The sequence below is a fragment of the Streptomyces sp. TE5632 genome, from assembly GCF_054061295.1.
The window spans coordinates 2241965-2253716 of record NZ_JBSSEA010000003.1 but is presented as its reverse complement, the minus strand read 5'-3'; the positions used below and the strand labels follow the sequence as shown (position 1 = coordinate 2253716).

Annotated in this window: 12 protein-coding genes; 5 read left to right on the top strand and 7 right to left on the bottom strand. The window is 70.6% G+C overall.

Annotation, left to right across the window (positions count from 1 at the left end; all coding sequences use genetic code 11):
* Positions 1-9: 9 nt before the first annotated feature.
* Positions 10-1182 (bottom strand): FAD-dependent oxidoreductase, encoded by a 1173-nt coding sequence (locus ACVW19_RS15280; RefSeq protein WP_457459946.1) that lies wholly within the window; start codon positions 1180-1182, stop codon positions 10-12.
* 167 nt (positions 1183-1349) lie between these two features.
* Between ACVW19_RS15280 and ACVW19_RS15275 the strand changes: the two genes are divergently transcribed.
* Positions 1350-2045: a pentapeptide repeat-containing protein gene (locus ACVW19_RS15275; RefSeq protein WP_457459945.1), complete on the top strand. Its 696-nt coding sequence runs from the start codon at positions 1350-1352 to the stop codon at positions 2043-2045.
* Positions 2046-2097: 52 nt separating this feature from the next.
* Here ACVW19_RS15275 and ACVW19_RS15270 read toward each other — a convergent pair whose 3' ends face one another.
* Positions 2098-2598 (bottom strand): hypothetical protein, encoded by a 501-nt coding sequence (locus ACVW19_RS15270; protein WP_457459944.1) that lies wholly within the window; start codon positions 2596-2598, stop codon positions 2098-2100.
* A 183-nt stretch (positions 2599-2781) separates the two neighbouring features.
* The gene (locus ACVW19_RS15265; protein ID WP_457459943.1) at positions 2782-3357 is read right to left on the bottom strand and encodes a TerD family protein; all 576 of its coding nucleotides are present in this window, start codon (positions 3355-3357) and stop codon (positions 2782-2784) included.
* Between the two features lie 171 nt (positions 3358-3528).
* On the opposite strand from ACVW19_RS15265, the gene arfB reads away from it, so the two are divergent.
* Positions 3529-3966: an alternative ribosome rescue aminoacyl-tRNA hydrolase ArfB gene (arfB, locus tag ACVW19_RS15260; protein WP_384208899.1), complete on the top strand. Its 438-nt coding sequence runs from the start codon at positions 3529-3531 to the stop codon at positions 3964-3966.
* Positions 3967-4009: 43 nt separating this feature from the next.
* On the opposite strand, the gene ACVW19_RS15255 is transcribed toward arfB, so the two are convergent.
* The gene (locus ACVW19_RS15255) at positions 4010-4483 is read right to left on the bottom strand and encodes a GNAT family N-acetyltransferase (RefSeq protein WP_457459942.1); all 474 of its coding nucleotides are present in this window, start codon (positions 4481-4483) and stop codon (positions 4010-4012) included.
* Between the two features lie 71 nt (positions 4484-4554).
* A complete protein-coding gene (locus ACVW19_RS15250) occupies positions 4555-5073 on the bottom strand; it encodes a flavin reductase family protein (RefSeq protein ID WP_457459941.1) in 519 nt (172 codons plus the stop codon).
* Positions 5074-5506: 433 nt separating this feature from the next.
* Here ACVW19_RS15250 and cdgB point away from each other — a divergent pair, with 433 nt between their 5' ends.
* The 3 genes from cdgB to ACVW19_RS15235 all read left to right on the top strand — a co-directional run bounded on the left by cdgB (position 5507) and on the right by ACVW19_RS15235 (position 9808).
* Entirely contained in the window at positions 5507-7207 is a 1701-nt protein-coding gene (cdgB, locus tag ACVW19_RS15245; protein WP_457459940.1) for a diguanylate cyclase CdgB, read from the top strand.
* 117 nt (positions 7208-7324) lie between these two features.
* Positions 7325-8266: a carbohydrate-binding protein gene (locus ACVW19_RS15240; protein WP_457459939.1), complete on the top strand. Its 942-nt coding sequence runs from the start codon at positions 7325-7327 to the stop codon at positions 8264-8266.
* A 279-nt stretch (positions 8267-8545) separates the two neighbouring features.
* Entirely contained in the window at positions 8546-9808 is a 1263-nt protein-coding gene (locus tag ACVW19_RS15235; protein ID WP_457459938.1) for an IS701 family transposase, read from the top strand.
* Between the two features lie 131 nt (positions 9809-9939).
* Here ACVW19_RS15235 and ACVW19_RS15230 read toward each other — a convergent pair whose 3' ends face one another.
* Entirely contained in the window at positions 9940-11073 is a 1134-nt protein-coding gene (locus tag ACVW19_RS15230) for an IS630 family transposase (RefSeq protein ID WP_457459937.1), read from the bottom strand.
* A 3-nt stretch (positions 11074-11076) separates the two neighbouring features.
* Entirely contained in the window at positions 11077-11745 is a 669-nt protein-coding gene (locus ACVW19_RS15225) for an aminoglycoside phosphotransferase family protein (protein WP_457459936.1), read from the bottom strand.
* Between the last annotated feature and the right edge of the window lie 7 nt (positions 11746-11752).

Below are 11752 nucleotides of genomic sequence, written 5' to 3'. Positions count from 1 at the left end.
TGTTCAACCTCAAGCTCGCTTGAGGTCAAGCTCGTGGTGGTCCAGGTCCAGGTCCAGGGCCAGGGAGACGGCTGTGAGGGCGCTGGTGAAGGAGACCTCGGAGAGCACACCGGGGGCGGCGACCTGGTCGCCGGCCAGGTAGACGCCGTCGCCGCGGTCGACGGCGGGCCGGTCGCGCCAGCTCGTGCCCGGCAGGTCGACGGCGCCGGTGCGTCCGGCCGCGACCGCCTCCCGCCGCCAGGTGACGCGCTCCCGCCAGCCGTCGAAGGCGAGGTCCAGGAGTTCTTCGGCGCGGGCGGTCCCGTCGGACTTGGACTCGTGCGGGGCGATGGGGATCTGGCCCTGGACGAGCTGTTCGCCGGCGGGGGCGAGGGTGCGGTCCTGGGCGGTGAACCGTTCCAGCCAGCCGGTCGCGTCCAGGTCGGACACGACGAACGCGTCGCCGCGCCGGGTGCGCAGGGCGAGGTCGACGAGGACGGTGCGGCCGCTCGGCCAGGTCAGGGTGGGGTCGCCGAGGAGCCGGCGGGCGGCGTCCAGGGAGGTGGCGACGACGACCGGGGTGTCGGTGGGGAGGGTGTCGACGCGGGACAGGGTCTCCACGCGGACGCCCAGGTTCCAGGCGCGGGCGGCCATCCGGTCGATGAGGCTGCCCCAGCCGCCGCGCGGGTAGTGGGCCTCCGGGGGCAGTGCGGTGGTGCGGCGCAGGCGTTCCTGCACGTGGGCGGCGGACAACGAGCCGGGGTCGTGGTGGAAGAGGGCGACGGCGGAGTAGTGGGCGGCGGCCCGTGCGCCCTCCTCGCCCGCGATGCCGGTGGCCCAGGTGTGGAAGTCGGTGTCGACGGGGGCGTGGGCGCCGCTGCGGCGCAGCAGCTTCAGCATGGCGAGGGGCGGGGTGCGGCGCAGGGCGCCCCGGTGGCGGAGGCGGAAACGGGTGGCTTCCAGGGGCGGGAGGGGAGCGAGAGGGCCGAGGAGGCCGCGTTGCCGGAGCCAGGACCAGTGCGGGCCGCCGCTGTAGAGGGCGTGGGGTCCTTCGTTGGTCCGGTAGGGGCCGTCCGCGGTGCGGGCTCGGCCGCCGAGGGTGTGGTGGGCCTCGTGGAGGGTGACTTCGGCGCCGGCCTCGGCGGCGGTGATGGCCGCGGTCAGTCCGGCGAAGCCGCCGCCGATGACGGTGATGCGGTGCATGGCTGGGGTCTCCCTTGGTCGGGGTCGCGCCTGCTGGATCGGGGGATCGGGGGATCGGGGTGGATCAGGTGGTTCGTGGCTACGACGGCCCAGGGCCCCAGGATGTGACATATGCGGGGTTATCGCAGGTCAGGTGGGTTGTCAGTGGTGGGGTGCAGGATGGGCGCATGGCGAGGAGAGCGGTGGGCGGTTCGGGAGCGAGGGGTGGGGCAGGGGTGAGGGCGGCGCGGCGGCCGGAGCTGCGGCTGCCGGTGCTGGCGAGGTACGAGGGGGGTGGGCTGGAGCCGGACGGGGACTACGACGGGCTGGAGTTCCGGGAGGTGGACCTCTCGGGGGAGGACGGCGCGGGGGCGCGGTTCATGGACTGCGCGGTGACGGGGTGCGCGCTGGACGAGACCCGGCTGTCCCGGGCCAGGGTGCTGGACTCCGTCCTCGCCGAGGTGCGCGGTGTGGGAACGGACCTCGCCGGGGCGACCCTGCGCGACGTCGAGCTGACGGACGCGCGTCTCGGGGGGACACAGCTGCACGGGGCGGGGCTGGAGCGGGTCCTGGTCCGGGGCGGGAAGATCGACTTCCTGAATCTGAGGTCCGCGCGGCTCAGGGACGTCGTCTTCGAGAGCTGTGTCCTGGTCGAGCCGGACTTCGGCGGGGCGAGGCTGGAGCGGGTGGAGTTCGTGGACTGCGCGCTGAAGGGAGCGGATCTCAGCGGGGCCACCCTGACGGACGTCGATCTGCGCGGTGCCGCTTCGCTGGAGATCGCCCGGGGTGTGGACAGGCTGGCGGGGGCGGTGATCAGTACGGGGCAGTTGCTGGATCTGGCGCCGGTGCTGGCGGGGGAGCTGGGGATTCGGGTGGAGGGCTGAGCCGACAGGGCCGACAGGGCCGACAGGGAAGGGCAGGAGGGGGCGCGGTGGGTCAATCCAGGCGGGGGTAGCGGGCCTGGAGGGTCCAGACGGCCGGGTTCTCGCCGAGGTCCTCGTGCAGGTCGATCAGGTCGGCGAGCAGGTCGTGCAGGAAGTCGCGGGCCTCGCGCCGGAGTTCGGTGTGGGAGAACGTCAGGGGCGGTTCCGACGCCGGCAGCCACTCGGCCTCGATGTCCACCCATCCGAAGCGGCGCTCGAAGAGCAGCCGGTCGGTGGATTCGGTGAAGTCCAGCTCCGCCCACTGGGGGCGGGAGGCGCGGGAGCCCGCCGGATCCCGGTCGATCCGTTCCACGATGTCGCACAGCGCCCATGCGAAGTCGAGCACCGGCACCCATCCCCAGGCTGTGGACAGTTCCCGGTCCGCCTCGGTGTCGGCGAGGTAGACGTCGCCGCAGAAGAGGTCGTGGCGCAGGGCGTGGACGTCCACGCGGCGGTAGTCGGTCTGCGGGGGGTCGGGGAAGCGGTTGGAGAGGGCGTAGCCGATGTCGAGCACGGAGGTGATGGTGTCACGACGGACGCGGTGCCCCACCCGACGGCCCCCGGGTGGGGGTGGCCCGTATGTCGGCGCCCTCGCTCAGGACGTGCCGGAGCCCCCGGCCGGTGTGCTTCGCGATACGTGGTGCGGTGCGCGAAGTGCCGGGCGGCCGGGGGCTCGGAGAGGGCTGCGGGGCGTCCGTCAGACGTTCACGCCGAAGTCCTGGGCGATGCCCACCAGGCCCGACGCGTAGCCCTGGCCGACGGCGCGGAACTTCCACTCGGCGCCGTTGCGGTAGAGCTCGCCGAAGACCATGGCGGTCTCGGTGGCCGCGTCCTCCGACAGGTCGTAGCGGGCGATCTCGGTGCCGCCGGCCTGGTTGACGATGCGGATGTAGGCGTTGCGCACCTGGCCGAAGTTCTGCGAGCGGTTCTCGGCGTCGTAGATCGAGACCGGGAAGACGATCTTGTCGATGTCGGCCGGCAGGGCGGCGAGGTTGACGTTGATGGCCTCGTCGTCGCCGGCGCCCTCACCGGTGCGGTTGTCGCCGGTGTGGACGATGGTGTTGTCCGGGGTCTGCTTGTTGTTGAAGAAGACGAAGTGACCGTCGGAGTAGACCTTGCCCTGCGGGTTGACCGCGATCGCGGAGGCGTCGAGGTCGAAGTCCGTGCCGGTGGTGGTGCGGACGTCCCAGCCGAGCCCCACGGTGACGGCGGACAGGCCCGGAGCCTCCTTGGTGAGCGAGACGTTGCCACCCTTGGACAGGCTTACAGCCATTGTTGGGAGTCCCTTCCCTCGTGTACGTACGGCTACGAAGCTACAGCTACCCCCTTGAACGCGAGAGGGGGACGCGAGGTTCCAGGTCGCTTTACTTTCTTTGCCAAGACGACCGGGGTGACTGGGATAACCGGGATAACCGGGTGACGTGGACCGGTCAGAGGCGGGAACATGTACGGCATGTCCGGTCCCTATGTCATCCGTGGCTCCGTCTCCCTGCCCGAGGCCGAGCTGATGTGGCGTTTCTCCAGGTCCTCGGGGCCGGGCGGGCAGCATGTGAACACCAGTGACTCGCAGGTGGAGCTCCGCTTCGACCTCGCCGCCACCGACGCGCTGCCCGAGGTGTGGAAGCAGCGGGCGCTGGAACGGCTGGCGGGGCGGCTGTCCGGCGGCGTCGTCACTGTCCGGGCCTCCGAGCACCGCTCCCAGTGGCGCAACCGCGAGACCGCCGCCGTACGCCTCGCCGCACTCCTCGCCGAGGCCACCGCGCCCCCGCCCAGACCCCGCAAGCCGACCCGCATCCCGCGCGGCATCAACGAACGCCGGCTGCGGGAGAAGAAGCAGCGCTCGGAGACGAAACGGGGGCGCTCCGCACGGGACTGGGGGTGATCCGCGGGACGGGGGCCGGGGCCGGGGCCGGGACCGTCGGCCGTCAGGCCAGGTCCAGTACCCCGACCGTCTCGCCCTCGACGACCTCCCCGTTCTCGCGGAAGCCCAGGCCGAGGTAGAAGCCCTCCGGGCCGTGCTCACCGGGATGCCAGGTGGCGTAGAGGTCCTTGCCGCCCCGGGCACGGATCTCCGCGGCCACCGACTCCACGGCGAAGCGGCCGTAGCCCTTGCCCTGTTCCTCGGCCGCGATGTTCAGCCGCCACAGGCCCGAGCGGATGACACTGCCGCCGTCCTCGTGCCAGTCGGCGTCGAAGAAGGCCATCAGGAAGCCGACCGCGCGGTCCCCGTCCATGATCAGGCGGGGCCAGGCGGAGCCGGAGTGGACGTACGCCTCGGCAAGGGACTTCACGACCGGGGCGACCGCGAACTCCTGGTCGGGGCGGACGCGTATGCCGAGGGCGGCGTCGAAATTCTTCGGGGTGATCTCTTCGAGGCGGGGATCTGTGGTCTTCGTCACCCGAGCAGGGTAGGTGCGCGGTTTCCTTTCGGTGAAAGGAGTTTCCGGTCCGGGAAGCGCCCGGGGCGCGTTCAGGCCAGGTGTCGGTAGCGGCCTCGGAAGTAGGTCAGTGGCTTGCTGTCCGCGCCGGGCAGGTTCGCCGCGAGGACGCGGCCGATCACCAGGGTGTGGTCGCCGGCCGGCACCCGCTGCTCGGTGCGGCACTCCAGGGTCGCGAGGGCGCCGTCCACCAGTGGGGCCCCGCTGTGCTCGCCCCGTATGTACGGGATGTCGGCGAAGAGGAGGCGGTCGCTGATCCGGCCCTTCATCGCGAAGCGGCCCGCGATGTGCCGCTGGTTCTCGGACAGCACGGAGACCGACCACAGCGGCTGCTCGTCGAGCAGGTCGTCCATGCGGGAGCCCTCGCGCAGGCTGACCAGCACCAGGGGCGGGTCCAGGGACACCGACAGGAACGCCGTCGCCGTCATGCCCACGTCCTCGCCGGCCGGTGCCCGCGGGTCGTCCGGGTCCAGCGACGGCTCCTGCGCGGTCACCAGGACCACACCGGCGGCCAGTCGGGACATGGCGGCACGGAACTCGTCGTTGCTCACCCCCTCAGCATGCAGGGCGGTGGGCGGAGCGGCGGGCGCGGGCAGGGGCGGCGGGGACGCGGGGGGTACGGAAGTGTTCGGCACACCGGAAACGCTAATCTCCGCTCCGTACGCACCGCATCGGACCCCGGTCCGAGCAGGGACCTAGGACCAGCGGCGGAGCGGAGCGCGGGTCACCCACGGAGCGAGCCGGGAAACCCTGTGAAAAGGGTGCGGAATTCGCACTCGGTACCTTCGGTGAATTCGCGGGGAAACCCCGGAAAGGCCTCCCAATTGTTCACGTTTGGTTGTGACTTGAGTCACAGGGGGAGATAATTGTTGACCCTGTGTACCGGGTGGGCAGCGCGCTGTGATTCAGTGGCGGGGATACTGCCAGGACGATACGTCGATGAGATCGCTTGATCCGCCGCGAGGTCCCGGGGGGAGGGTGAGCATGGAGACCGACTCGGAGCCCTACGTCCGTCTTGCCTCTCTGCGGCAACTGCACCAGGCCATGGCCGCCATGAACACGGCCCGCAGCCTGGCCGACACCCTGCAGACCGTCGCCGACGGTGTCGTCGACGCCCTCGGGTACGAACTGGCCTGCGTCAACCTCGTGCGCCCCGACAACAACCTGGTCGTGGCCGCCTTCTCGGGCAACGCCGCCGCCGAAGCCCTCATCACCGGCCGGGTCGGCTCACGCGAGTCCTGGGAGCGCCGCCTCTCCATGGGCGAGGCCTGGGGCGACCTGATCTTCATACCGCACACCGAGGGCTGGGTCCTCGACGACGACGACGTCCCGCAGTGGTACACCGACGGCCCCGCTCCCCGCTTCGAGGACGAGTGGCACCCCTCCGACCGGCTCTTCGCCCCGATGTACGCGCCCGGCCCGCAGGGCGGCGAGACCTGCGGCGAGCTGATCGGCGTGCTCTCCGTGGACCGCCCGCGCAACGGCCGGCTGCCCGGCGCCTGGGGCCGCGAAGCGCTCCAGATGTACGCCTTCCAGGCCGCCATCGCGATCAGCAACGCCCGGCTGCGCTCCAACATGCAGCGCGCCCTGGTCCGCCTGGAGCGCGAGCAGCAGGCCCTGCGCGCCAGTGAGGAAAGCTTCCGGCAGGCCTTCGAGTACGCCCCTTCCGGCATGGCCGTCGCGGAGCTGGGCGGCGACCAGCACGGCCGCATCCTGCGCACCAACGACGCGCTGTGCCGACTGCTCGGCCGTCCCGCCTCCGCGATGCGCCGCTACTCCTTCTCCGACCTCGTGCACCCCGAGGACATCGGCACGCTGCTGCGGACCTCCGCCGAGGGCGGCCGCGCCGAACTGCGGCTGGCCCGCAGGGACGGCACCTACCTCTGGGTGTCCCTGCGCAACTCCGTCGTCGCCGACGCCGCCGACGGGCCGCGCTTCCTGCTCACCCACGTCGAGGACATAGAGGAGCGCAAGCGCCGCGAGCTGCACCTCGCCCACCGCGCCTCCCACGACTCCCTCACCGGCCTGCCGAACTCCGCCGAGCTGCGTGCCCGGCTCTCCGCCCGCCTGTGCCGGCAGCGCCCGCAGGGCGTACTGCCCGCCGCCGTCGCCGACTCCCTGGCCGCTTTCGAGTCCTTCGAGCCCTTCGACTCCCAGGACGCCGCCCACGGCCCGCCCGCCTTCGACCGGGGCCACGACTTCGACTTCCCGCCCGAGGCCGGCACGTTCGAGGGCTACGACCATCATGTGCACGCCATCGCCCCCGACGAGGACCACGACGACGGTGCCAAGGGCCTCGCCGTGCTCTTCTGCGACCTCGACGGTTTCAAGTCGATCAACGACCGGTTCGGACACAACGCGGGTGACGCGGTCCTCATCGAGGTCGCCCGCCGGCTCAGCGACGGTGTCCGGGACGGCGACACCGTCGCCCGGCTCGGCGGCGACGAGTTCGTGATCCTCGCCAACGGGCTCGGCCGGGCCGACGCCCAGGACCTCGCCGTACGGCTGCGCAACGAGATCATCCAGCCCATCCGGGCCGAGGGGCGGGCCGTGCGGGTGGGGGCCAGTTTCGGCATCGGATGGGCACACTGCGGCATGACCGCGGACGAAGTGTTGAAATCCGCTGACGAGCGGATGTACGTCGAGAAACGATCTCGTCCCAAACAGCACCGGCGTGCGGGATGAACCGCAGCTCAGTGAGTTGATGCGGCCGGAGTCACCCGTTCGGGTCACCGGGTGGGGGTAGGCTCGCCTTTCTCACCACCAGTACCGCACCCGATCCGCAGCTAGGAGCACCAAGGGATGACGCCCGGCAACAACGGCGCGAGCACGCCCGAGGACGACGACCCGTTCGGCTACCTCTACGCCGACGGGCAGGCCAACGGAGCACAACCGCCGTCCGGGGGCTACGGCTACCCGAACTCGGTCAACCGGGTGCGGCCGGTCGGCACACGCCAGTACGGCCAGCAGGGACCCGCCGCGCAGGCGTCGCAGCAGCAGGGCACGTACGGCCAGCCGGCCGCGCACTACGCGGCACCGGAGACGCTGCCGGGCAGCTCCGGCGTCCAGCAGCCCCGCGGCGGGCACGGCGGCGGGGGCGGTCGGGGCCGCGGCCCGAACACCAAGGGCCTGCTCATCGGCGCCGTCGCGGTGGTCGCCGCGGTGGTCATCGGCATCAGCGTGGCCATGCTCAGCGGCGACGACAAGGACGACAAGGGCGGCAACCAGGCGGACGCATCCCCGACCCAGTCCCAGGAAAGCTCCGAGCCGAGCCCGTCGGCGAGCGAGGGCGGCGACGAGGAGAAGGCGGTCGAGCTGCCGACCATCGACGCGAAGGCACTCCGCCTGGACGGCGGCGCGGCCACCGCCTCGGACATCGAGGGCGCGCAGTCCGACGGCGGCATCTATGTGACCAATCTCAACCAGCCGGGTTCCACGGTCACCTGGACGGTCGACGGCGTCCCGAAGGACGGCGCCTACACCGTCTTCGTGCGCTACAGCACCACCGACGAGCCCCAGTCGATGACGCTCACCGTCAACGGCAAGGAGTTCGGCAACAAGCTGAACTTGGACAACTGGGCCCATGCTCAGGAGGGCGACTTCTCCAAGGGCTGGACCAAGACCTACGCCTGGCCCACCCTCAACAAGGGCACCAACACGATCTCGGTCTCCTGCAACGACGGCGACAAGTGCAACGTCCTGCTGGATCAGCTGTGGCTGAAGGAAGGCCGGGTCAAGAGCTAGGCTCCATTTGGTCTACCCGGTGTCGGTGCTCCTTGCCTTTCCCTGCACCGGTGGATACCAATCGCCCTCCAACCGTAAATGGCCGGCACCTTGACAAGGCCCCGGCCATGATGCACCTGTTTTGTTGGACTGTGTGAAAAAGCGTCCAACTGTCCGGTTAGATTCCGCACCAATCCCAATCGGTGCAAGAGCTCAGCATCTTGTCGCCTTCAAACCTAGTAGGGCTTTGTTAGGTACCCCAACCGCTGAGCACCGGGTGAGGTGTGGTCTTCTGCCAGGGTGACACCTGAGGAGATGGAGACGGTCCGCCCGCGTCTGGAGGTGTTCGCCGCCCAGATGCTGGATTCGCTGCCGCGCCGGGATCAGCGGGCCAAGGGCGAGTTGTACCTGCGCGGACTGATGCTGGACGGCAAGCGCAAGTCCATGCAGCCGATGGCCGAGCGCCTGGGGGTGGACCACCAGCAGCTCCAGCAGTTCGTGTCCTCCTCCACCTGGGACTGGACCACGGTCCGGGAGCGGCTGGCCCGTTGGGCCGCCGCCCACATCGGCCCGGAGGCGTACGCCATCGACGACGTGGGCTTCCCCAAGGACGGCTACGACTCCCCGGGGGTGGCGCGGATGTACTGCGGCGCCTTGGGCAAGCGTGGCAACTGCCAGATCGGCGTGAGTGTCAACCTGGTGTCCGACCGTGCCTCCTCGGCTGTCGACTGGCGCCTGTTCATGCCCGACAGCTGGGACGATGCCACGGTCGGCGACGACAAGCTGCTGGCCGAGGCGATCCGCCGCCGCAGGCAGCGAGCCGGCATTCCCGAGGCCGAGCGGCACCGGGAGAAGTGGCGCCTGGCCCTGGACATGCTCGACGAGGCCCGCCAGGACTGGGAACTGCCCGATCTGCCGGTGGTCGCCGACGCCGGCTACGGCGACGCCACCGGCTTTCGCGAGGGCCTGACCGAGCGCGGTCTGACCTATGCGGTCGCGGTCAAGGGCACCACCACCGCTTACCCGGGCGACGCGGTCCCCCAGCGCCCGCCCTACGCAGGCCGAGGGCGCCCGCCCGTCCCGGCCTACCCGCAGCCGCACACCACTCTGCGTCAACTCGCCCTGGATGCAGGAAGGTCGGTGGCGCGGACGGTGACCTGGCGCCGGGGCAGCAAGGCCACCAGGGGCAACCCCCGCGCCGCGATGCGCTCGCGCTTCCTGGCGCTGCGGGTCCGCCCGGCCAACCGCACCATCCGCCGAGCCGCCGACGGCTCGCTGCCCGAGTGCTGGCTGCTGGCCGAGTGGCCGCCCGGTGCCGCGGAGCCCACCGACTACTGGCTCTCGACGCTGCCCGCCGACACCCCGCTGCGCGACCTGGTCCGCACCGCCAAGATCCGCTGGAGAGTCGAGCACGACTACCGCGAGCTCAAGGACGGCCTGGGCCTGGATCACTTCGAGGGCCGCAACTATCCCGGCTGGCACCGGCACGTCACCCTTGCCTCCCTCGCCCAGGCCTTCTGCACCCTGCTGCGGCTCGACCCAAAAGTCCCTGCGCCGGCCTGACCCTCTACGCGGTCCTCCGCGCACTCCAGGCCCTCCTGGCCACCTGGACCGGCGCCTGCTCGATATGCGGCCAACCCGCACCGACCCCGGAACCACACCACAGGACCTAACAAAGCCCTACTAGTGCCGCATCAGGCAACGTTCGCCCTGTTCACGATCTCGCGGAGCCGTTCGTCGGCGGCGTGCTTGTTCCGCCAGATGATGTAGCGGCGGATCATGCTGCCCTGCTCCTTGTGGCCGGCGTGGTCAGTGCCATCGAGCGTGAAGTAGCGCAGGGCGGTGAACTGGGCCTCGATGCGGTTCAGCCAGGAGCTGTTGGTCGGTGTGTAGGCGAACTCGACGTTGTTGGCCGCGGCCCAGTCGCCGACCCGGGTGTCCTTCTTCGTGGTCAGGTGCGGGGAGAAGTTGTCGAGCACGATCGCGATGCGGATCTTCGGCGGGTAGAGGCTGCGCAGGTAGCGGCAGAACTCCAGGAACCTCGTCCGGTTCTTCCTCGGCTTGATGTGTCCGTAGAGCTTGTCCTTGCCCAGGTCGTAGGCAGCGAACAGGTGCCTCACCCCGTGCGGGCGGGTGTAGGTCGCCCGCCTGCGAGGCCTCGGCTCGCGGTCGGGGTCCTTGTGCTTCCCGCCGCGCTCGACCCACTGTCTCCCGGGGTGGGCCTGGAGGTTGAGCGGCCCGAACTCGTCCAGGCAGAAGATGACGTCGGGCTCGCCGTCCTCGGGTATGACCTCGCCGTCGGCGATTGCATACAGGTGCTCCACGCGGGCCTTCTTGGCCGCGTAGTCGGGGTCGCGAGAGGTCTTCCAGGTCTTTATGTGTTGAAACGACACGCCCTCCTCGCGGAGCAGGATGCGCAGGCCCTCGTGGCTGATGTCGTCGACCACCCCCTCGGCGACCAGGAAGTCGGCCAGCTTGGCCAGGCTCCAGGTCGAGAACGGCAGGCCGTGCTCGGCCGGCCTGGATTTGGCGATCTTCTTGATCTCCCTGCGCTCGGGCAGCGTGAAGGTTCTCGGGCGTCCGCCCTTGTACTTGGGGTAGAGCGCCTCGAAGCCGTCGGCGTTGAAGTCGTGGATCACATCGCGGACCCGGTCGTCGCTGGTGAACGTCACCTCGGCAATCTTCGCCACGGGCATGCCCTGCGCGGACAGCAGCACCGTCTGCGCCCGCCGCCAGGTCACCACCGAGCCGGTGCCCCTGCGGATGATCCGCAGCAGCCGCTGCCCCTCATCGACATCGATCTCACGAACCCGCACCCGCCCGGCCACCGATCAGCAGCCCGGCTGCCCGGTCCGGCCGCCGGCACGACGCCGCAGCCACGCCGCCTCCGCAGGCGTAAGGTACGGGTCGGCCAGCTTGGCTTCGGTCACTTCCCGGACACGTCGCACGGGATCGGTCCGGCAGCCCTTGCGCACGCTGTTCGCCAGCAGGCTCCGCCCCAGGCGGGCGGCCAGTCCGGGGACCTCCGCGCAGCCGATGGTCACCAGGGTCATCGCCACATCCGCAGCGGGATCACCAGCGCCCGCGTTGCGCCAGTCGATCACCACCGGGCCCCGCCAGGTCAGCAGCACGTTGCCCGGATGCAGGTCCAGATGCAGCACCCGGTCGTCACCTGCCGTCGCGAACCGCCGGGGCAGCCACTCCGGCGCCGGCAGCGCATGCAACCGGTTGTGCAGGCCGCCCAACGTCCGGCCGAGGGATCCGACCCGCCACGGGCGCCGGGCCAGCACATCCAGCATCGTCGGCCCGGTCAGCCGCTCCAGGACCATGTCGGTATCGGTGATCTCGTACACCTTCGGCACGGGATGCCCACAGGCCGCCAGATGCGTCATCAACCGTGCTTCCAGCTCCGTCGGTCCCCCCTGCCGATAACGCCGCAGCACCCTGGACTCGTCCAGGGCATACACGTCAGCGTCCCGCCCCCGCCCGATCAACTCCATGCAGGGC